The sequence below is a fragment of the Desulfitobacterium sp. genome (genome assembly GCF_982384815.1).
The window spans coordinates 1-22,438 of the sequence record NZ_CEVWNY010000012.1; the positions used below are offsets into that span (position 1 = coordinate 1).

General features: G+C 43.4%; 19 protein-coding genes and 1 pseudogene. 2 read left to right on the forward strand and 18 right to left on the reverse strand.

What is annotated here, in order from left to right:
• The 4 genes and pseudogenes from AC1U9U_RS03665 to AC1U9U_RS03680 all read right to left on the reverse strand — a co-directional run.
• Window positions 1-318: pseudogene (locus AC1U9U_RS03665) on the reverse strand (ABC transporter permease); the annotation flags it as partial.
• The gene (gene potA / locus AC1U9U_RS03670; protein WP_479959194.1) at window positions 315-1,361 is read right to left on the reverse strand and encodes a spermidine/putrescine ABC transporter ATP-binding protein; all 1,047 of its coding nucleotides are present in this window, start codon (window positions 1,359-1,361) and stop codon (window positions 315-317) included. The gene potA and the pseudogene AC1U9U_RS03665, both read right to left, overlap by 4 nt.
• A 204-nt stretch (window positions 1,362-1,565) precedes the next feature.
• Window positions 1,566-1,694, reverse strand: a complete 129-nt coding sequence (locus AC1U9U_RS03675; protein WP_479959195.1) for a hypothetical protein — start codon at window positions 1,692-1,694, stop codon at window positions 1,566-1,568.
• 46 nt (window positions 1,695-1,740) lie between these two features.
• On the reverse strand, window positions 1,741-3,120 hold the full coding sequence (locus tag AC1U9U_RS03680; RefSeq protein WP_479959233.1) for a tryptophanase: 1,380 nt from the start codon (window positions 3,118-3,120) through the stop codon (window positions 1,741-1,743).
• A 350-nt stretch (window positions 3,121-3,470) separates the two neighbouring features.
• Here AC1U9U_RS03680 and AC1U9U_RS03685 point away from each other — a divergent pair, with 350 nt between their 5' ends.
• Window positions 3,471-4,841: an amino acid permease gene (locus AC1U9U_RS03685; protein WP_479959196.1), complete on the forward strand. Its 1,371-nt coding sequence runs from the start codon at window positions 3,471-3,473 to the stop codon at window positions 4,839-4,841.
• Window positions 4,842-4,962: 121 nt separating this feature from the next.
• On the opposite strand, the gene AC1U9U_RS03690 is transcribed toward AC1U9U_RS03685, so the two are convergent.
• From AC1U9U_RS03690 to AC1U9U_RS03715, 6 genes are all read right to left on the reverse strand, one after another.
• Window positions 4,963-5,337: a YccF domain-containing protein gene (locus tag AC1U9U_RS03690; protein WP_479959197.1), complete on the reverse strand. Its 375-nt coding sequence runs from the start codon at window positions 5,335-5,337 to the stop codon at window positions 4,963-4,965.
• A 257-nt stretch (window positions 5,338-5,594) separates the two neighbouring features.
• On the reverse strand, window positions 5,595-6,086 hold the full coding sequence (locus AC1U9U_RS03695; protein ID WP_479959198.1) for a CBS domain-containing protein: 492 nt from the start codon (window positions 6,084-6,086) through the stop codon (window positions 5,595-5,597).
• A 195-nt stretch (window positions 6,087-6,281) separates the two neighbouring features.
• The gene (locus AC1U9U_RS03700) at window positions 6,282-10,688 is read right to left on the reverse strand and encodes a coiled-coil domain-containing protein (RefSeq protein ID WP_479959199.1); all 4,407 of its coding nucleotides are present in this window, start codon (window positions 10,686-10,688) and stop codon (window positions 6,282-6,284) included.
• Window positions 10,681-11,382 (reverse strand): DUF6063 family protein, encoded by a 702-nt coding sequence (locus AC1U9U_RS03705; protein ID WP_479959200.1) that lies wholly within the window; start codon window positions 11,380-11,382, stop codon window positions 10,681-10,683. The genes AC1U9U_RS03700 and AC1U9U_RS03705 overlap by 8 nt, the downstream gene beginning before the upstream one ends.
• A complete protein-coding gene (locus AC1U9U_RS03710; protein ID WP_479959201.1) occupies window positions 11,379-12,986 on the reverse strand; it encodes a hypothetical protein in 1,608 nt (535 codons plus the stop codon). The genes AC1U9U_RS03705 and AC1U9U_RS03710 overlap by 4 nt, the downstream gene beginning before the upstream one ends.
• Before the next feature lie 17 nt (window positions 12,987-13,003).
• The gene (locus AC1U9U_RS03715) at window positions 13,004-14,092 is read right to left on the reverse strand and encodes a hypothetical protein (RefSeq protein ID WP_479959202.1); all 1,089 of its coding nucleotides are present in this window, start codon (window positions 14,090-14,092) and stop codon (window positions 13,004-13,006) included.
• A gap of 278 nt (window positions 14,093-14,370) precedes the next feature.
• On the opposite strand from AC1U9U_RS03715, the gene AC1U9U_RS03720 reads away from it, so the two are divergent.
• Complete coding sequence (locus AC1U9U_RS03720; RefSeq protein WP_479959203.1) at window positions 14,371-15,639, forward strand: YecA family protein; 1,269 nt, start codon at window positions 14,371-14,373, stop codon at window positions 15,637-15,639.
• 328 nt (window positions 15,640-15,967) lie between these two features.
• On the opposite strand, the gene AC1U9U_RS03725 is transcribed toward AC1U9U_RS03720, so the two are convergent.
• The 8 genes from AC1U9U_RS03725 to AC1U9U_RS03760 all read right to left on the reverse strand — a co-directional run bounded on the left by AC1U9U_RS03725 (window position 15,968) and on the right by AC1U9U_RS03760 (window position 22,438).
• The gene (locus AC1U9U_RS03725; protein WP_479959234.1) at window positions 15,968-16,408 is read right to left on the reverse strand and encodes an ImmA/IrrE family metallo-endopeptidase; all 441 of its coding nucleotides are present in this window, start codon (window positions 16,406-16,408) and stop codon (window positions 15,968-15,970) included.
• A gap of 109 nt (window positions 16,409-16,517) precedes the next feature.
• Window positions 16,518-17,015, reverse strand: a complete 498-nt coding sequence (locus AC1U9U_RS03730) for a dihydrofolate reductase (protein WP_479959204.1) — start codon at window positions 17,013-17,015, stop codon at window positions 16,518-16,520.
• 37 nt (window positions 17,016-17,052) lie between these two features.
• The gene (locus tag AC1U9U_RS03735; protein ID WP_479959205.1) at window positions 17,053-17,922 is read right to left on the reverse strand and encodes an SDR family oxidoreductase; all 870 of its coding nucleotides are present in this window, start codon (window positions 17,920-17,922) and stop codon (window positions 17,053-17,055) included.
• A 74-nt stretch (window positions 17,923-17,996) separates the two neighbouring features.
• On the reverse strand, window positions 17,997-18,626 hold the full coding sequence (locus tag AC1U9U_RS03740) for a DUF3786 domain-containing protein (protein WP_479959206.1): 630 nt from the start codon (window positions 18,624-18,626) through the stop codon (window positions 17,997-17,999).
• A gap of 247 nt (window positions 18,627-18,873) precedes the next feature.
• The gene (locus AC1U9U_RS03745) at window positions 18,874-19,425 is read right to left on the reverse strand and encodes a DUF2284 domain-containing protein (protein ID WP_479959207.1); all 552 of its coding nucleotides are present in this window, start codon (window positions 19,423-19,425) and stop codon (window positions 18,874-18,876) included.
• Window positions 19,426-19,438: 13 nt separating this feature from the next.
• On the reverse strand, window positions 19,439-19,987 hold the full coding sequence (locus AC1U9U_RS03750) for a hypothetical protein (protein ID WP_479959208.1): 549 nt from the start codon (window positions 19,985-19,987) through the stop codon (window positions 19,439-19,441).
• Window positions 19,968-20,606 carry a GTP-binding protein gene (locus AC1U9U_RS03755; RefSeq protein ID WP_479959209.1) on the reverse strand — a complete coding sequence of 213 codons (639 nt, stop codon included), beginning with the start codon at window positions 20,604-20,606 and terminating at the stop codon, window positions 19,968-19,970. Before AC1U9U_RS03755 ends, AC1U9U_RS03750 begins: the two co-directional genes overlap by 20 nt.
• Window positions 20,607-20,608: 2 nt before the next feature.
• Window positions 20,609-22,438, reverse strand: a complete 1,830-nt coding sequence (locus tag AC1U9U_RS03760) for an ASKHA domain-containing protein (RefSeq protein WP_479959210.1) — start codon at window positions 22,436-22,438, stop codon at window positions 20,609-20,611.

Sequence of the window (22,438 nt, forward strand, 5' to 3'; positions counted from 1 at the left end):
CAAAAAGTTCATCCACATGGGCAGTACAAATAAGACAATGAGAATATCTCTTTTTTTCAGTTCCTTGGAATTTAAGATCATAGCCATGGGATAACCCAACACCAGACAAAAAACCGTACTGATGAAGGCCAGCCAAATAGACCGTCCGATAACCTTTAAATAAATTGGTTCAAAAACTCTTTGTAAATGTTCCGTAGTAAACCTTGGACCTGCGGAACCGGTCTCAAATACGCTAAAATAAACCACCAAAAACAGCGGGACAATAGTAAATACCAGCATCCAAACTAAATAAGGACTTGCCAAAAACCTTCTCTTCAATCCCGCTTCACCTTCCTCATAATATGAATATCATTAGGAAGAATCTTGAGTCCCACAGTATTACCCACTTCCTCCATAAGAGTACTATGGACCATCCAACGGAACTCGCTGCTTTGAATCATCATTTCGTAGTGAACACCCTTAAAGACAACTGATTGAACCTCGCCGGTAAGCATACCTTCCTCTTCCGGCACCGGCTTCAGGTCTTCCGGGCGGATCACCACATCCACCGGTTCATTAGCGAAAAAACCCTTATCCACACAGACAAAGTTGCGGCCATGAAAATTAACCAAGCAATCTTCAAGCATTACGCCATTTAGAATATTGCTCTCCCCGATAAAATCAGCGACAAAAACATTTTTAGGCTCATTATAGATATCAATAGGGGTACCGATCTGTTGAATTCTCCCTTGATTCATAACCACAATAGTGTCGGACATGGTCAAGGCTTCTTCCTGGTCATGAGTTACAAAAACAAAGGTGATCCCCAAACGCTGCTGGATGTTTTTTAACTCCATCTGCATTTCTTTGCGCAGCTTCAGATCCAGGGCCGCCAAGGGCTCGTCCAAGAGCAGTACCTCCGGTTCATTAACAATGGCTCTGGCAATAGCAACCCGCTGACGTTGCCCACCGCTTAAGGAGTCAACATTTCTTTTCTCGAAACCTCCTAAATTCATTAGTTCCATAACCGGAATAACCTTTTTTGCTATGGTCTTATTATCCAGCTTCTTGATCCGTAAGCCAAAGGCAATGTTTTCAAAAACATTCATATGCGGAAACAGCGCATACTGCTGAAAAACCGTATTGACTTTACGCTTATAAGGAGGGAAGTCGTTGATTTTCTTGCCTTCAAAAAGGATGTCTCCGCTCGTAACATTTTCAAACCCTCCAATGATCCGAAGGGTCGTCGTTTTACCGCAACCGCTTGGTCCAAGAAGGGTTATAAACTCATTGCGCAAAATATAGAGATTTATATTATCCAAGACTTGCGCCCCGTCATATTCCTTGGTCACGTTGACAAGTCTAATTATTTCTTCGTTCATACCCGACCTCCTCAAACCTAACCCGCTGTCGAAAACATGCGGTAATTAAAAAGATAACAATGTATACATAACATTTTAGCAGATTAACGTCAATATTTCTTTAGGAAAAAAGAAAAAAGAATTCTTGTAAAGCCGATAATAGCAAAGCTGAGAATCGTTTTTGATTCTCAGCTTCATAATTTCCTCGATTATTCTTTAATTATTTTAGGGGACCATGCCATCGGACATTTTTGCATATTCATCTTTGCTATAACGGCTTGTTTTTACATTTACGTCTAACTTTATTTCCTCATCATTGGTCTTTTTGCTTTTAGGCATATTGTTCTGACTCATTATTAAAACCTCCGCTTTATTTAATGTATGTAAATCCTGTTGAACTCTATTTAATAGGCTTCAATCTGGCCGTAAAGTGTCTCAAGATGGGTGGCTCATAGGTAAACTCAAGTCCTACTAAATCCTTGACCTTATCCTTGATGCCAATCAAACCATCGGCAATAACATCCATATGACTATTGGTATAGGTTCTTCTGGGAATGGTTAAACGCAGCAACTCCATGGGGGATTCAAGGTTTTCTCCAGTATCAGGATCTCTTCCCAGTAAGAACGAGCCAATTTCCACAGAACGTACTCCTGTATCTAAATACAGCTCGTTAGCCAAAGCTTGTGCCGGAAATTGATAATAAGGAATATGAGATACCAAGCGTTTGGCATCCACAAATACCGCATGTCCACCCGTTGGATATTGGTAGGGAATCCCCCCCTCACGCAAGCGTTCGCCCAAGTATTCAATCTGGGAAATACGGTAGTCGAGGTAGTCATAGTCCATTCCTTCATAAAGGCCTCTTGCTAAGGCCTCAATGTCGCGACCTGCAAGTCCTCCGTAGGTGATGAAGCCTTCCATGGGAACCGTTCTTGAAGCACATTTGTTAAACAAATCTTCATCATCTTTTATGGCAAGGACTCCACCGATGTTGACAATGGCATCTTTCTTAGCACTCATGGTAAATCCATCGGCATAGCTAAACGTTTCTTTAACGATTTCCTTAATCGTTTTGGAAGCATAGCCCTCTTCACGGTTTTTAATAAAATAGGCATTCTCATAGGATCTGGCAGCGTCAATAAACACCCTGATACCATGGCTCTTGGCAATCTCGCTGGTCTTTTTAATGTTTTCCATAGAAACCGGTTGACCACCGGCACTGTTGCAGGTAACCGTAATAATCACTGCGGCAACGTTTTCCGGGCCTTTTTCACGAATCAAACTTTCTAGCTTGGTGGTATCAAAATTCCCCTTAAAGGGATGATATTTTTCCGTGTCAAAAGCATCTTCAATAACGCAGTTAATTGCACGCCCTCCAGCCATTTCCACATGTCCTTTGGTAGTATCAAAATGCATATTGCTTATAAACACATCGCCCGGTTTTTTAATGACTACCGGGAAAAGGACTTGTTCTGCCCCACGCCCTTGGTGAGTTGGAATGGTATATTTATAACCAAAAATATCTTCCACAGCGTTTTTTAGGTTGAAGAAATTCCTACCTCCTGAATATGCCTCATCCCCTAGCATTAGCCCAGCCCATTGGTTATCACTCATAGCTCCGGTTCCACTATCAGTAAGCAAGTCAATGTAGACTTCATCGGATTTAAGTAAAAATAGATTGTATCCCGCACGCTCCAAGGCAGCTCTACGCTCTTCGACAGTAATGTTTTTAATTGGTTCGACCATTTTAATTCGAAACGGTTCAGGCTTAGCTTTAATGGGACACATGTGATTACCTCCTTAGAGAAAATTAAAATTCCATACTAGTTTGTCATTAAATTCCCCTTATATACATCTGCTATACTCTCCTATTCAAGAATCATGATAAATTAATGAGACAAGGCTTAAAAAGAATAGAAAAGCTTTAACCTGGGCATAAGAACCTTAGCGCTTTAGCTTTTTTAAAAGAAGGAGGAGTCCATATGGATAGTCAGGTCCCTATTTACAAGGTGTCAATTATTGGAACTTAATCTTTCTATCGGGCTAGTTTTTTAAAAAAGTATTTATTTTTCTTTTTGCTGGATCATTTTAATAGTGACCAGCCAATAACTCTTGGAAGGGGAAGTTTTATGAGTTCACAATCACCAGATCATGTCGAGTTGCACCGTGGCTTAAAAAATAGACATATCCAAATGATTGCTCTTGGCGGGGCCATTGGTACCGGCTTATTCTATGGCTCAGCAACCACAATTCAGTTAGTCGGCCCGGCAATCACTGTATCCTATATAATCGGCGGCTTAGCCATCTTCTTCATTGTCCGAGCCTTAGGAGAAATGTGCGTTGATCAGCCTGTTTCAGGATCATTCTCCTATTTCGCTTATAAGTACTGGGGGCAATTTCCCGGCTTTTTTTCCGGGTGGAACTATTGGTTCAACTATATCGTTGTAAGTATGGCGGAACTCACTGTGGTTGGGGTCTATATCAACTTTTGGTATCCGAATATTCCTCAATGGGTGACAGCTTTGGTGTTCCTGGTGGTTATTACTCTTATTAACCTGATTAACGTTGAAGCTTTTGGCGAGTTTGAGTTTTGGTTTGCCCTCATTAAAGTTGCAGCCATTCTCGCCATGATCGCCTTCGGATTAGTTATGATTTTCTTTGGAATCGGGACACATGGAGCTGTTGGATTTAGTAATCTCTGGATTCATGGGGGATTTCTGCCGAATGGAATCTGGGGACTTCTACTCTCCCTGGTTATTGTTATGTTCTCCTTCGGCGGAGTAGAGCTTATTGGAATTACCGCCGGCGAAGCCGATAACCCGACCCGATCCATTCCCAAAGCGATTAACCAAGTCGTTTGGCGGATTCTTATCTTTTACATTGGTTCTTTAACTATATTGATGATCCTCTATCCCTGGAATCAAATCGGAACCACCGGTAGTCCCTTTGTTGAGATCTTCTCCGCCATTGGAATTCCGGCAGCGGCCCATATCCTGAACTTTGTTGTCTTAACTGCCGCACTTTCGGTTTATAACAGTGGGATTTACAGCAACGCACGGATGCTACATGGATTGGCCCTTCAGGGCAATGCACCCCGCTATCTCACTCGTGTCAATAAGCGAGGTATTCCCGTCAATGGTGTATTTACCTCCTCGGCTGTTACCCTTGTCGCCGTCATTCTCAACTTCCTTGTACCCGGTAAAGTCTTTCTCTATCTCATCTCTATAGCGACTATCGCAGGAATCTTCAACTGGACCATGATTCTAATTACCCATTTAAAGTTTAAGAATGCGGAAAAAGAACGAAGCGAAAAATTACTATTCCAAATGCCTTTGTACCCCCTATCGAACTACTTGACATTGGCATTTATGGCAATGGTTGTTGCGCTAATGGCTTTCTTGCCGGATATGGTATATTCACTCTATGTGGGACCCGTTTGGATTCTCATTCTCTATATCAGCTATAAGTTAAAGAAACCGGCTACAGCAAAAGGTGACTAACTAGAGCTTAATTGGTAATGCCGCAAAACGGCATGGAAGTCTGATAGTTAATAACCGTCTCATAAGATCCTAAGAAAAGAACCGTTTACAGGCCCTTAGTGACCCATAAACGGTTCTTGCTCTATTCTCCTCTTTGACTAATCTTTGCCCCAAAAGGCATAACTCCAAGCATCGCAAACTTAAAATGCTGAAGTCCGAAGGGAATGCCGATAATAGTTAGGCAAAGAATTGCTCCGATCACAAGATGGCCGATAGCTAACTCCCAACCTAAAAAGATGATCCAGAGGATATTTAAAAGCAACCCGCCCACTCCAAAATGCCCCAGCTCTATTTCTTTACCAAAGGGTAATAAAACAAACTGAGCGATCTTAAAGCATTGCAGACCGAAGGGAATCCCGATTATGGTAATGCACAAAATCAAGCCTGCTAAGAACCAGGCTATCGCCGTTATAAGCCCGCCAAAGACCAGCCAAATAATATTCCCGAGTAAACTCATTATCTCTCCTCCCATTCTCCCAGCTCATTAGTCGAATCTTTACCCCACTAATCAGATAGTACTCTAAATCAGAATGGACGTTCGAACACGAGCCTGACAACTCAAGTAGTTAAGTACTCTGCGTATGCAAAGGTAAAAGGCTCGCTACCTGAAGAAGAGTTTAAAAAGGACTTCCTTGGCGTAATCAAGAAGTCCAATCCCGATTCTTATATTGAAATGAAGAAAAAGTGGTTTGTCTCTAAATTTTTCGTATCTTTTTATTGCCTATGTGAGTAATATTTCAGTAGATCTTCAACGCTGATGACACCTACCACTTTGCCATTTTCAACAACCGGCATAGCAACGATATGATTGCTTAAGAGCTTCTCGGCGGCTTCTTGTACACTCTCATCCGGATGAACCGAAACCACATCTTTAGCCATAACCCAATCCACAGGACAAGAGTCAATATGTCCAGGTTGAATCATAAATCGGAAAATATCTGCTTTGACAACCATGCCGATCAGCAAGTTATTCTCGTTAACAACCGGTAACCCATTTACTTTCTTTTCGGTCATTATTTTCAACACATTCTCAATCGGGTCTGTCTCCCTGACCGTAAAAAATTCCTTTTCCATAACTACGCCGATTCTCATTACTCTAATCGCCTCCTCAATATAAGTTATATTCAACACATAACTATGTTTACCTTCAGTAAACATCGAAAAACGGCAATAATTGTAGCCATGTACCAAATCTTGCTTGTACATCTTCACCTTCGTTACAGCAGTATGCGGTGCATGCAAATAAGAAGAGGAAGCGGTGGATCAAAGAGATCACATCATGCGGCCCATTTACTTGATTGCCTACACTTTCCTCTACTAAATTATGCTTTTGTTCACCTTGCTTTCCAAAGAACCACTCTGACGATTAACGGTCTGCACGAAAATTGTAACGCATCCTTTTTAAAATAAGCTTATCTGCTCGTGGTCCGAGACCCTAAACACTGCTTTTTCTAATCGTTCATCCTTTTCAAGGGCACCCTCATCGCGGATAATCTCTTCAAATTTTAAGTATTCATTAGAGCCAACAGCACTGGTCCTAATTTTCAACATATAAATCAGGTTAAAGCAATTTAAGATTGAATTTTGCTTGAGGTCGGATAGACAGATCAGCTGCGTGCGATGCTTTTTCGCAATTTCAAATAGAGGGTTCAACAAATGTTCAGAAGAAATAGGACCAAAGGGGTTGTCCATCACCAAGACGCTGGAATCTTTGTTATCCTCTGAACCGGCTGCCTCCAAAGTACGGGAGCGTGTATAGGACATTAATGCGGATAGAACAGAGAAGTAAACAACAAACTTCTCCCCACCGGAGTTTTCGAGCATTGCATCTTCCCAAGTCTTTAGACCACTGTTTTGCATATTGAGGTCGATCTTAAAGACTTTAACCGGAATATTCGCATAGCCAATATAAATATTCAAGAGTTCACGGCTGTACATTAATTTGGCAATCGTCTTCTTAATATCTGCCTCGCTTTTTTCCAGCCGAGTTTCCTCACGGACTTTTTGGATACTTTCTTCAATATAGTTCCTCATCCTCTCCAGGGCCGCCTCATTGGAATCGAAGGAAAGCTCGACTTTCAGCATTTGCACTGGACGGTTTCTTCCTTGTAGATGTACCTTAGAATGATCCGAGATCCAGGCGATTTCTTCATAAAACCGCATGCCCTGAAGTAGGCATTGTTGGATCATATCCTTTTTATTACGCTCCAAATTGGATAGCTGATTCTCATGCAGTTGAATCAGCTCGCTGAGCTTTTCTTGATGTTGTACCATGCGTTCATAGAGAAAGTAATAACCCTCATAATCCATCATCAATTTATTCCACAGTGGATCGAGCCCCTTGAAGATATTGGATATGGTAGTATTGCGCTCCTTGTATTCGCTTTTCAGGCCATTATAACTCTGTCTTAGAGTTTCAGCCTTACTGTAGCTCTCTGCTTTACACTTTTGAAAACTCTCGACTAAGTTCTTGGTTTGGCTCTTAAGATCCGCATCCGGCTGAAACCCTTTTTCAGACTCGACCTTTTCGCCATGAAGGGCCGGAACAATTTGATCGAGTAGCTTACTGTAATCGCTCATCTTAAGGGAAAGTTGCTTCATTTCCTGTGTTAAACGGTTCTCCTCAGCCGACAATCTTTGACGTCGACCTTTAAAGTCTCCTTGAATCGCTTCCGGTCCCAGCGGGGACTCAGCTCCCAGTTTCTGTACCTCTTTTAAGGCACTCGTGCAAGCCTGCTGAGTTGCGCCTTCCCTTCGTCCTGCTTGAAAATACTCCTCTTGCAGCTCTTTGCCTAGACTCACAAGCTCCTTGATCAAGACGCGAATTTCCTCAGCCTTATCTTCGTGAAAGACCACGTCCCGATAAGTATCTTCCGCTAAACCCAACTTCGAAAGTTCTTTTTCTTTTTTAGTGCACTCCCGCTGAAGTTCTTCTCTACGCTTTTTGAGGAGCCCGACTTCTCCGGTATAGTCCGCTTTTATGGCTTGGAGTCGAGCTTCCAGTTCTTCTAAGGTCCCCTCAACGATTTCTGCTTCTGGAGCATCTTGGTAGAGGTCAAGTTTACTGCGGACCTCTGCAGTTTCTTTGTTTTTCTCCCCGATATCCGATGCCAGGTGCTGAAGCTCCTCACGCACTTTTTCAAGCTGCGCGGTAAGCTCAGCTTTGCGGGTATCTGCAGTAGTGAGGGCATGATTGACTTCCGCCAGCTTTTTGCGGCAAGCTTGATAGTCCTTTTCCTGTTCAAGCCAAGCCTCAAATAGCCTAAGATCAGCCTCTGCTTTTTGCCGGTCTTGCTTCGTTTGAAGAAGGTTTTGTTCAAGTTCTAGCAAAGCCTGACTAAGATTTTTTATTTCTCGTTCTAAACGCGCGATATCCTCTAGAATCCCTGCATGTCGCTTTTCTGAATTTTGTTTCCTTTTCTCCAAGAGGTAGCGATATTCTGCCGAATAGTCAAACCGCGCACAGATTGCTTGCTTTGCTACGGTATCATTGCGTTCCTCAGTATAATGAGCATACTGTGCCAGAGCTTCTGCTTGCATTTGTTGTAATTCTTCGGCCAATTGGGCAAGCCCTTCCTGATCAAAGATCCTGCCTTCATAGAGACAAGCTAAGGTAAGCCCTTCCCCTACCTGCACCATCTTTTCGTTCAGGGAAAGAATCCGTTTTCCCAAATCCTCATAGGTTATCAGCGGTAGGACTCTTCTCAGGGTCAGAGGATGAATCGCTTGAGTGAGAAGCCCTAAGTACTCCTTCCCTAGAATCAGCGCATAAGGCAAGACCGGATTTTCAGTAAGCAGCTGCTGCCGCAATTCCGGGGTCAGATTACTCAGATAGGTTTCACCGGTTTCATAGGGGATATCCTTTTCGGCAAGGAAGGCGATGATCTCCCCTGGAATATGCATTCTGCCATTTTTAAGGGAAGCTAGAGACTCCGTTGCCTCATCACGTCTGCGTACGCTGTCTTCGAGGCTCTGGCCTAGGAGCTTAAGCCGCTGTTTAAATAGAGTATTAAGGCGTTCCCGTTCAAAACGAAGCTCTTCCTCAAATCCAAATTGGCGCAGGATGCCTAATACTTCTTGCTCTTGTTTAACATAACCGTCAAGTTCCCGTTCCAGATTCTGAATCGTATTTTTCTCAGTAACCTTAGCCTCCTGTAATTCCCCGAGCTGCCGGTTGACTTCTTGCTGCTTTTGCTGCATCTCCGTCTTTTTATCGGCGAGTATTCTCTCCTGTTTTTGCAGCTCCTCCTGAGCCTTTTGCAGTGTAAATTGGGACTTCTCAATGTCCTTTTCAGCCAATTCTCCGAGAAGATTCCGGTTTAGAGTGAGTTTAAGCTTCTCTCTGACATCACGTTCCTTGGCTTCAAACTGCTTTTTTTGCTCCTGCAATCTCCCTTCTTCTCTCTCAAATCTCCGCAAATCCTTCTCCAGATTAATCGTATCCGTCTTGAGCTTCTCTAAAGTCTGAGCACACTCCACTTTTTCACCCTTTAAATGGGTTAAAACCCGCTCTAAGGACTCTAAAGCTTGCTGGGCAAGGATTTTTAGTGAATATTCCAGATTACGCATTCTTTCATCAGTATCATATTTTGACTGGTAAACGTCTAACTGTTCTTTTATCCCAGAAAGTTCAGCTTTTTTTGAGCGAACTTCCTCGCTGAGACCGGCCGCCTTCATGATTGCTGCGGCCAAATTCGTTTCTTTCTGGTTTTCCTCATTCTCTTGAAGATTTTTATGTGCCAATGCCAACTGTTCAGCTGCCTGAATATGCTCCCCGTGACGTTCCCAATATTCATGGGAGCGTTCCTCGAGGTGGATACGCTGCTGTTCTTTTTTTAGGTTATCGAGTTCAAGCTGATTGCCCTCACCTTTTTCCTGCAGTCGAACCGTTTCCTTATTTAAGAACCGATCAAGAGCCGAGAGTTTTTGCGCCAAATGTTTTTGCTCTTCCAGCTCCCCAAGAATGTCCACCACAGCTCCGACCTGTTCCCGATACATCACGAGGAACTCATCCAGAACTTGTTTTTCTAAGATAAAACGTTCATTCTCGATGACCTCCTGGACTAACCCCTCTAACATATCTTCCAATCGGTGCGCCTCCGATCGGTCTTTATAAATCACCTTATCAATGGTCTTCAGGATCCATTCATTAAGCAGCTGGCTTGAGTTTTTATACTTCTGAAAAACCTCATCTAAGCCGCCCTCACTGTCATTGATTTTGGCAATAATGTTCTTCCACTCATCTTGGGCAATGCCAAACTCCGCTAATCGTTTGCGATAGCGTTCCCCGTCATCCTCGTAAAAACAACCAAAATGATAGGGATCCTTCTTCTCCTTTTCGGCCATCATCTCTCGGGCTTCCTTAAACGGCTTAATCTCTAGGATGTTTCCTTTTTGTTTTACCAATTCCAGATGAGTTAGATCAAAAGGATTCGCCCCCGGATATTTCGAGGTGAAGGTAAAATACTTTACTCTATTTTTCTCATCCTCAACTCCCGAGACGTCTGTCGAGGCCATCCCGATTCCGGTCAGCAGGTATCCTCCTGCTCCATCGAGCTTCCATTCAATTAAAATATAAGCCGGTAAGCGTTTCTTGCGAAAAAAGGCGTTGATCCGACGCCCCTGGATTCTTGTCTCGGGGACAATCGGTTGAAAGATCAACTGGACTAAAACGCTTTTGCCGCCGCCATTGGCTAAACTAAGGAGGGCATTTTCCCCACCGTGAAAATTAAAGGTTTCGTCGAGGATATGTCTCCTATCATTGTTGTAGGAAAAATTGATAATCCGAATTCGGTTAATTCTAGGCATCGAGTACAGCTCCTTCAAAGAATCCTCTTATTTCTTCAACCCGGCTGTCCTCCAAGTAATAATTTAACATCAGATCATCCAGCTTGCGGGTCGGACGTAGCTCCCGGTCCTCATCAACGATTCTCAACAAGTTTTCCCTCTCCAAGAGCCGGCAAGTGTTCAATATTGTACCCGCTTTCGTTTTGCGGCCCCGCTCTTCAAAATCCTGTTTACTGGCCCAAAGCTCCGCAATCCGAGTAAAATTCAGGGCATAACGTTCTTCGAGCACTTTCGTTTCTTCTTCATCTTTTAAGACGAGTTCAAAGCGCTGATCCAGTTCCTCGATCAGCGTGCTAATGCGCAAAAACTCCCGTTGTTTCGGGTTACGGTTTCTTCCCCCATAAAATAAATACAAAATAAACATGGCGATGTAATTGAGCAGATAGGCGTCGACGAGCTTGGCATCGGAAGCGACGCTTTCCCGTATATCTTTGGTCGTATAACCGAGAAGTCCGTTCCCGCTATCCGGAAGCATATAGATGCTTCCCGCTACTTCGATCACTTTAAAATCGAGCTCTTCTTCAAATTCCGCCAGAATCGCCCTGACCTCAACGTTACGGAACTCTAGGAAAAGCTCTCCCTCGCCCTCTCGATTAAGTTGCCCCTTTTCCAGGAGTCTTCTATATATTTTCAAGGCCGTTTTCAGCTCACTCACTCGAAGCTCACCTCAATCCAAAAATCACTGATGGTTATCCGCCGTCTTAAGATCTCGTTGCCAATATACGTCTCGATTTCCTGTTCATATAACTGCCCGTCCGGTTTACTAATCACAATTCTCCTGATTCCATATAAATCAGGGATCTCATATTCGAGGCGATATAGACAATAGCTGACATCCAATTCTCCGGTGGCATTCGCGACCACTTCCTCTTGGTCCGCCCGCCACTGTCTCAAATCGATGACCTGTAGATCATACAACTTTAGCATCGTCTTAAAAAGCAAATCATCCTCCGTTAACTCTTGAAAGGATTCTGTCCTGACTTGTAGTTCTTGCATCAACTCACTGAAACGGAAGGACTCCCTTTTACGTCCGGCATACTCGAAAAGACTGCGTAACAGAGCAAGGTTACGCTCATTAATTTTATTGATGTTACGGAGTTCCGCATCTTCCCCTAGGTCTTCCATCAGGAGACTGGGGGCATTCTCTTCCTCCACCTTTAAACGCGCTTGACGTTCAAACAAGGTCAGTATATTGAGACTGCGGTCCGGATTGGGTCTTAGTAAGGGATTTAGTAGTTGCCAAAGTGAGGTTAGCTTTTTCTCGCAACATTGTTCGAGAGGTTTGAGAAGGATCTGTTCAAAGTCATAATAGCGGGCCCGAGCAAGCGCAAAGGAGTCCGCGATGGTCTCCTTATAGATTCTGGATAAGCTAAGGCGTTCCATGATCAGTTCCTGCTGCTCGCTGATCGTCAAGTTAATGTTCCGACGGATAAGACTGATCTCGGAACGGGCTTTTAGCATCTGTTCATCAAGGGTACCCCGAGCATTTTCCTCTTCCTTTAAACGCCCTTCGGAAAGCACGATCATCGAGCGAATCTCATTCATCATGCTGTATTCCTCTTCGAGCAACGAATAAGTACTGTTGATCAGGCGTTCAAACTCTTCTATATTGACCTCATAAATATTTTCGCGGACTTTCTGGACAAACTGCCGGATATCATTCTTCTTTTGCCGGATCATTTGGACAAGGTTCGCACTTTGCCCAATCGCTTTTTTATAGTTCTTGCGCTTTATGAGTTCGCGGAGTTTTAACTCCTCAATCGTAAAACTGATTTCCTGCTCGACTTCTTTCGTTCGGAAGAGCAGGTCGTAGCCTTGATCGGTCAGCTGGTAATTTATCACATACCCTCGTTGATCATCGATTAGCTTATCGTCAATCAGGCGGATCCTTAGTTCTTCCATCCCCTTGCCATATTTCATGACGGGATAATAGCGAGCTTCACCACCGTTTTGCAAAATGTCTTTGATGATATACTCTGTCAGCTTATGCACGGTCTCAAAACTTAAGCGCATGTTATATTCCGGGAGAATCTGAGCCATAAAACGGGCTATGCTCTCCATGGTACACTCTTCGTCCTCAGATAACGTTCGCTCCATAATAAAAACAAGCAACGTAAGGATTAAATTATCCAACTGTCCTGGCTCAAACAACTTCTCAAATTCCATCTTGCGGTTGCCGCGATTGATGATGGAATCGATTGCAGCAACCAACTGCATCCTTTTCTCAAAGCCTTCCAAAAACTCGAATGTCATCGGCACATGTTTCAACCCCGTTTCTACTTAAGAAGGTCTGCCGCAACCTGATAATTAATAATCTCTTGGGGGATGTATTTCCCCTTAGCTAATAAATTTCTTAAATAGCTTTCCAGGTGCTTCCCGTCCATTAAAGTCTTTCCATCCGTGCCTTCCTCTGCCCAGCCAAGGTCTAGCAAGAATTCGGGAAGTGCTGCCGTGACTCCGCGTTGATCCGGAGACTGAGGCAATTCCCAGCGTTTACTTTGCTTTTCTGCCAACTCAACCATGCAACGATAAAGTGCGGAGAAGGGTTTGAGTTCCAGAGACGGATTTGCTTCCCGGGTGCGGTAAAATAACCTGATCCCTTCCCAATCCAGATCTCCGAAGTAATAAAAACGATTGGCTTGTCCCCCTCCACTCAACATGGAAGCGTTATATCCTTCCAAAGCCCTCGGCTTCGTGATTTTGTTCCCTTCTCCATACAAAAGAATCTGGAAGGCCGTACCGGCTAGGATATTTTTTCCGGTCTCTTGTAGGAGTTTGCGTAAGGTGAACCAGGTGTCTTTATTTTCAAGGACAAGGATATTCGAACTTTGACGATGTTCATGAACATATTCGAAAAATGGCTCCGGTGTCTCATAATAATGAAGGAAATCCTCAGCTAAACCATTAAACTTCAAGACATCTTTGACTAAGGACATATGCTGATCCAATAACTTTTCCTTGCCCCAGATAGAAAAAGACCGTTCCTTACGGGACATCGGTTTCGCTAGAAGATCTTGAGCATACCACAGATACGTGCTGATTCCTTCGACTATCTCGTGATGTTTTTGATAATGCTCTGGTCTCTGCAAATATCCCGAGATATTTAGCGTAGGATGAAGCCGGCGAATCGCATCAAAGTATCGGGAATAATCCTCCTGGGGTTTCAAGATCCGGTATTTTAGATAAAGAGCCGGAATGCGGCCGTTTTTCTTGGACGCTTTGACCGGAGCGAGCAATCCTGCATCAACTAGTCTCTCCACTTCCCGGTGGAAACACGAATAATCCGCTTCCAGAAGTAGTTGCTGAAGTTCGATATCGCTCACGATTTTACTGCCATGCTTCAGAAGTTTATCGATTTGCTCCATACCCATCCCCTCTTAAGCCTTCCTTTTTGACAAATTCTCTATCTTTAATACTTTATCCTTCATTGGCTAATAACAAACCTCACTCATTGACTGTAATATACTTTCAGGGGATTGGCCGCCCACCTATTCAGTTGTACATTGACAGTATACCATCTAGACCGCCACATCAAAAAGGGGCAAGCCCAAATCAAACGAGGGCCTGCTCCTTTTTGTTTACGTCAAAAGGTCAATCTGGTATCCTCAACTTATAAGATAATTGAGAGGACGAATTGTTAAATATGAAAGATAAGGATGTATACCAATATCTGTTCATTGAATTAGAGCAGATGAAAATTGAAGCTGAAGAATATGAGGATAAGAAACTTTGGAAAGAGATTACACTGCCTCAAACTTACGAAGAACTTCTAATAGCCTTGAGCAAAGATGAACTCCAACAAATTTCCCGGCACTATAACTTAAGAAATGTAAGCTCACTGAAGAAAAATGATTTAGTTAATTATCTCGTTAAACATTTACCTTACCAACTTTGCCTTGAATTAAAACTCATGGATGAGCATCGATATCTTTTTCTGAAGCAATTTGTTAGTGAAAACGATAAAGTGTTCCAGGCCGTACTGGCCGATGATTATGACAACCAACTTGCTTTTTATTGGCGAAAAACTGGACTCATCTTTTCCGGTTGCGTCCAGGGGCAAAAAGTACTTTTTATGCCCAGTGAACTTCAAGACGCCTTTCAAGCTCTCGATCACGAGGTCCTTCAACATAAACTAAGACAGAATACGGAATGGCTTTTACTGACCTATGGAATGTTGTATTACTATGGTGTAATGGGCTACATGAAAATACTCACTAAGCTTGAAGAACTAACTGGTGTACGGCCTGATTATAATGTGTTTCATACAATCTTACTTCGTGCGAGCGAATTTTACGGTGCCCCCAAGAGGGACTCCTACGGATATTGGGCACATCAAAACGTACAAGACATCGATGCCCTACGGAAAGAGCATAAAGCCCGTGCAGAGGTTGATTATTATCGATTTAGTAAAAGTAAGCTACTCAAAGCAGGGAAACCTAACTATTTTGATGATAATCCGGCCTTTCAACGTTTGAGTAATTTTTTGTTGGATCACTATAAAATCACTGAACAAGAAGCAAAGGATCTCACTGTGGAATGCCAGCATATCATTAATCAAATCAATAAGCCTTCTGCCATTTTTGACTTTTTAAAGACGAAAATAGAATTTCCAGATTATGAATCCGTACAACGGCTAGGTGATGTCGTTACGTTCTTCTGGAATAATACACGACAATGGTCACTGAAAGGACATTCCCCCGACGAAATCCGCACCGAGGCCAATCCTGACTCCTCTTCACAGCATGAAAACAGACTGATACCTTTTGATAGAAATCTGCCCTTTGCCGCTCCTGTAGCACGGCCAACCCCTTCCGGTCAAACCATAGAAAAGGCTCACTCAAAAGTCGGCCGCAATGCCCCCTGCCCCTGTGGAAGTGGCAAGAAATTCAAACAATGCTGCGGACGACTCTAGGATTTAATCACCCTTACCCCTGCGCTCTGTGCAGATTTCGGACTTAACTACTAAAATGGCCGCAGCCCTTTAGTAGTCCTAAGTGGAAAACTTATCGGCGAAGGACTTTATCTCCTTAAAACAAGATAATTTATATAATCTTTCTTTCGCATTAATGCTATTATCATCGCAGAAAACTTTCATCCATCACTCCATCTCCCTCAGCAAGTCATCTAAGCTATCTTCTACCTCCTGGTCTTCTGCCGGATCTATAAAATCGTCCACTTTTAGGTCCACATACTTTAATGCAGTCTCCAAACTCTTCTTTGGAATTAACTTATCATAATAATTAGAAATGACCCATTCCAGATATATTGCAAGGTATCTGTTTGACATCCGTAGGTTTACATAAATCTAAATTGCCCTGGATAGCAGTGAGTAATCTCAAAGCAGTCTTTTCCATCTTCTCTAGTTTCAACTTATCTAATACCCGATCACTGATAAGACCTAGCCCGTTCAATCGAATTAGTGTCATATCATAACTAACATTAAAAGCAGTTTGAATACGAGCAATATCTAAACCTTTCCACTCACTGATATTTTTACTACTAAGCTCAAGGCGAATAAATTTCAGTATTTTTTCCTCAGGCATTAACAAGCAGGCAGCAAAATAATTGGCCTCGGTTTCTTCCTCATTGCGATCAGAAAAGTCATTATCTCGAATTATTGTTTTGCCTTGCTCCGATAAATGTAGTTTATGATGGCCTATTTCATGGGCGACGGAAAAGATCTCTCGTGATTAGATTTGAGATGATAATGTTACATTTTTAAACTATTATATATTCGAAAAAATCCTGCTCTCTAAAAACAGTCTAGAAAGCAGGATTTCACTTTTCTATCTACTTTTTTCGATCAAGGACAAAAAACGTATGCCTATATTGATTGTCCCTATCGACGATACCCTCCCATTGCTCCGTGACTTCCCATTCCGATTCATCATACTCCGGGAAAAATGTATCCCCTTCAAAATCGGCATAAACTCTCGTTAAGTAAAGTCGAGCCGTTTGCGGAAAAAGAAGTTGAAAAATCTGGGCCCCACCAATCACATAGTACTCTAAATCTGAGTGGGCGTATTCCGATAGTTTATTTTGGTCGTAGATGACTTCCACGTTTTCTTCGTCAATGTGATAATCCTTATTCTGAGTAACAATAATATGCTTTCGACCCGGGAGAACACCAGGCAAAGACTCAAAAGTTTTTCTACCCATGATCATCGTCTTCGTACCTGTTGAGGTGGTTTTTTTGAAAAATTCCAAATCAGCAGGAAGATACCAGGGAACCTTCCCCTGATAGCCGATTACATTATTCTGTGAGACTGCTACAACATAACTTAGCATACATCATTCTCCCTTAACCTAATAAGGCCGTCTACCATCATCCATTTACTATGGTTCCCCCATTAACATGCAAGATCTGCCCGGACATGTAGGCGGAACTTTCGCAAGCTAAATATAGGTACGCAGGTGCTAATTCTACGGGTTGACCGGCTCGCTGCATCGGTGTAGTACTGCCGAAGGTTGATACTTCATTGGCATCAAAGGATGCCGGAATCAGAGGTGTCCAGATGGGACCGGGGGCAACGCCATTGACGCGGATTCCTTGCTTGACAAGGGACTCGGAGAGGGAACGGGTAAAGGCGACCACTGCCCCCTTGGAGGCGGAATAGTCGATAAGTTTGGCGTCTCCTTTATAAGCGGTTATAGAAGCCGTATTGATAATCACTGAACCTTGCTTAAGATGAGGAATGGCAGCCTTGGTTAGGTAAAGCATGGCGAAAATATTGGTGCGGAAGGTCTTTTCTATTTGTTGGGCAGTGATAGCCAAGAGCGAATTCTGGGGATGCTGTTCGGCTGCATTATTCACGAGAATATCCAAGTGACCAAAAGCATTTATGGTTTGTTGAACGGCTTGCCGGCAAATCATTTCGTCTCCTATATCCCCAGCAATTAGGTGGCAGCGCCTGCCCAGTTGCTCAATTCGCTCTTTGGTGGTTTGGGCATCGCCATGTTCGTCGAGATAGATGATGGCAATATCGGCACCTTCTTTAGCGTAAAGTATGGATACCGCCCGTCCTATGCCACTGTCTCCGCCACTAATGAGAGCGACTTTTCCCTGTAATTTGCCACTGGGAAGATAGTTAGGATTTTCAAAAATCGGGCTGGGGTTCATTAAAGTTTCCAGGCCAGGCTGCTTATCTTGGTGCTGGGCCGGAAAAGCCGGTTTAGGGATCTTGGTTTCACTCATAATTGCCACTCCTTATGTTACAGGGTTTAACTAAAGCTATCCTTTAGGTTGCCCCGTAAGAGTGACATTACTCATTAACCATTAATCCAATTGATCATTTTCTCGACCACGTTGATCGCCGCGACTTCCAAGCCTTCCGTATTAAGGTGCATGCTGGCGGTGGAATCGTAAAGGATATTGGCTTGAGCAGGAAATTCTTCATCTGCCAGCCAGAGAACAAAGGCAATCTCAAGCTTTGGTAAAACCGGCATAGCATAGGCAATGTCTCCCATGTCCAGTTTTTTCCCGCCAAACTGCTGGCAAATTTCTGCGAACCTCTCCGGTGAAGCACCGAAGTGCTTGGCCAAGGCGTCCATGGCTTCCAGCTTAAAAGTTCCGTAGTGATTATTCCCCCCAGGAAGTTCCCTGAAAGAGATCCAGCGACCGGTCGGCTGCACCCCGCAAACTTCTGTTAAGTATTGGATAATCAGAATATGGTCGGTAATTTCAACTTTTTCCTCGCTCTTTTGGGAATCCTGGTATTGGATATCCCCGTCAGGATGCCCCACTCGGTACAACTCTCCCCCATACCGAATGATTAAGCTGGAATCGTCATAAGGAGTTCCTCCGGAAAGTTCCAGGACCTTCGCCAAACTTCGTTTGGCAAATTCGCGCTTTGAGTGTTCCAAAGCGTCACGGTACTTTTTCTGGCTTTCTAGCGTCATGGTAAACCCACCTTTTGCACTTTATGGATTTGTATAGATATTCTATTTATATGGTGTGATTCCTTCTGATTGCGGCACTTTCTGCCCCGGAAAAGATCCTACGCACCCGCTCAGGATGACAATACACTATGTCAGCAAAAAAGGCTTAGCAGTAATCACATCTCCCTAAGCCTTTTGATTTTATTCGATATTTCTTTTACCATGGCTTTTGCGACTGAGCATATAAAACCTTTTTAGGGTTTTCTTCTTAACGAAATAAAACTAAACTTACGCAGGATACTGTATTCTTACCATTATAGTAGGGCATTCCGCAACTTTTCTCCAAGGCCATTACGTCAATTCCATAGGCTTCAACCGAAGAGATCGCCTCTTCAGGAATATGACATTCTTGCCCATCAAGAAAAGCACACCTATCACAGTATGTGCAAGGACCGACATTCAATGGTAGGATTTCTTGAAAAACTGCCCACTCTCTAAGGTCTCCTAGGATGTCCCTAAACATAGCCGTATGTTCAATGGTCGCTTGTTGCATCCCTCTCCAATCAAAGGAGTTTTCGAGCTGATATACGGACTGAAATAGTAATCCCCGGTTAAATTGCAATACATTTTCCTTTAGTTCTTTAATAGGGCCGATATGTGGGGGACACATCCAGTTTTTATTGTAGCTACCACAAACATTCTGCTCACACTGCATTCGAAAATCTTCATTAAATTTGATATCTGGCACAGCAATAATGGCGGCATGGGCTGCACCGCATTTTTTTGCCAAAATGCATAAATCATCAAGGTTATAGTTCAAATCTGACTCCTCCTCACTTTGATACCGGTATCTTTCTTAAAGTTGATTCCAGACACTTTCTTTCTACGGAGTACTTTAGACTATACCTTGCATATTCATCAAGTGAAGCCTTAGTCACACCCAAAATTATAGCTGTAAGGTTAATGTTGACCCTTTTCAGTTTGGCTTCATTCCACCCCGAAGATGTCCTAATATTGATTGATTTTCCAGTGGAGGATAACCAAAGGCTTTCCGTTCCTTCGATATAAACTTTAATATGCCCTACATACCCACGGTTTTCTCCTACCCATTTAAGGATCTCTTCAATCCAGTGAACAAGGGCTTCTTGGACCGGCACGGTACTACTTTCCCTCAGAAATGCTAATTCATAAGATTCGGAAAAAACCGCTGGGTCAGGGCTAAGATCCAAAGCATGATTATTAACATATTCATGCTTATAGTCGTGGTCGTGTCCGTGTTCATGATCACAGTTTTGTTCATAGCTATGGCAATGCTTGCATTCGCAATCCTGACTATGCTCATGTTTATGATCATGCCCATGTTCAAGTTTCGCTTTCTCCATCTCCCATCACCGCCTCTTGCCAAACTTCCGGCTTTATTCCTTTGAAGGTAGATACACAATAGAGTGAAGCAGTGGGATTAAGCTGTCGCAACCTGTTTTCCACCTCTGTCAGGGCTTCTGATTCCAGACAGTCAATCTTGTTCAAAAAGATGGTGTCGGCTTTGCTGATCTGTCCTTCGACAAGACCGGGGACGATCTCCACTAGTTCCTCCCAACGCTCCGCATCGGCAACGATCAGAATCTTCAAATTCTCGATTCCTTTCCCATAAGCGTGAATGGTTTCGGCTACTTTATGGGGATAGGCCATACCCGTTGCTTCAACTATTACCCATTGAGGATTGTAACTCTCATATAGCTTATTTAACGTCACTGTCAGCTCAGTGGTTAAGGTACAACAAATACAGCCTGAGAAAAGCTCCCTTACCATAAGTCCGTCCGCCCTGAGGATTTTATCATCAATTCCGGTCTCGCCCACTTCATTTTCAATAATAACTAACGAAGGCTTTTCCGGGTCTACCAAGTGGCCATTCGGAGCATTTTCCGTAAGGAACTTGGCCAGGGATAGAATTAATGAGGTCTTTCCTGAGCCTAAAAAACCACCAAATAACAGAACTTTCACGCCTACTGCACCTCCGGAAATGCTAAATTGGTAATAAATCTCTTTTGGAAGTCAGGATTATTGGCTAACTCGATAAAGTCAGCTTTCTCAGCGATTGATCGACAACGTTTAAGGTTATAACCTGAGAGTAAAGCTTTGGCAGCTCCTTCCCCGGCAGCATTACCGACGGAGCGGACCTTATGACGTTCCCGGATAGGGACTAAGCCAATGGCTAAGGCACTATCTAAATCAACAAAGCTTCCAAAAGCACCGGCGATGAGGACCTGCTCTATATCTTCCGGATTAGCACCGAATCCCTCCATCAATATTTGGGAACCAGTGCAAATTGCGGACTTAACCAGTTGAATCTCGCGGATATCCCCTTGAGTAATCACAATATCTGAACCAGTTGAGCTCTCCTCGGCAAAAACCAGGACAAATTCTCGCTGCCCCTCCCTTTCTCTTATCCTTGATTGGAGCTTACTAGGAAGTTTAGAAAGTTGACTGCCGCTTACAAATCGTCCGGAAGATGTGATAATTCCCGCTCGAACCATTTCTGCCAGTGCTTTGATAATCCCTGACCCACATATTCCCACGGGTCTTTTATCATTAATCGTTCGAACTATTACATCCTCGGTAATGGTTATATCATCGACGGCACCATCGGTTGCCCTCATGCCACAGCTCAGCTGTGCCCCTTCAAAAGCCGGTCCGGCTGCTGTAGAGGACACGATCATCCGCTTCTGATTACCAATGACAATTTCTCCGTTTGTTCCTAAATCAATTAATAATGTGAGCTTCTCTGTTAGGTCCTGATCCATGGCCATGATTGCGGCGGTTGTATCCGCACCGACAAAGCTCGCAATATTGGGGAGCAGAATTACCCGTCCTCCCGGATTAATCTCTAAGAAAATTTCTTCGGGACGAAGTGGTGGCAAATTTCTAAAACCTTGAACATAGGGAGGGATTGTTAAATTAGAGGGTGAAATCCTCATTAAAAGATGTTCCATGGTGGAATTGCCCACAATGGTCGCCAGATAGACATTCTCTCTCCTAATCCCTTGGGCCGTACATAGCTTTTCAATAAGGCTGTTTAGGCAATTACGAATAAGATCAGCAAGCTGATCCAGCCCTCCTGGCTTTCCTGCTGCTTTGATTCGTGATATCACATCAGCTCCAAAAGCGGTTTGAGGATTAGTTTCGGCAGCCGCAGCTGCTACTTCGCCACTATTCAGATCAATGAGCATACCGGCAACCGTCGTACTTCCAATATCAAAAGCAATTCCGTAAAAGGTAGCTAGACTATCCCCTACCTCCACAGCTGTGACAGTATTGTCAAGACAGACTACGGTGTATTCTTTTGCTTTAGTCGGTGCTATTTGGGCGAGATCTCGCAGGGCAAGCACATCGAATTCATGTTCTTTTCCTATTTCTCTTTGGATCATATCCTGTAAGGAGTAATTGTGAGCCAGGGTGGGATAAGTCGGTCGCACAACATACTTTTTGAGCATGGGCATTTTATGCTTGGAGGGGATGTGGATTCGGCCAATTTTTCCTTTAGCCGTAACTCCTTTGGGGGTGATTTTATCTAAGTGTACCTGTCCTACCGGGTAAACCCGACAAGCTAGGTATGAACCATCTTTTTCTGGTTTTGCAGGAATTCCAGTACTATTCACGACCTGCCCACTCAAAACTCGCACCTTGCATTTGCCGCAAGTCCCTTTCCCACCACAAACGGATTCTAAAAAAATGCCTAAAGCTGTAAGTGCATCCATTAAAGTCCACTTGTTATCTTTTACTGGGATAATTCTTTTCCCTTCAAGGATGATTTCCCTGTTAATATCCTCACTCAT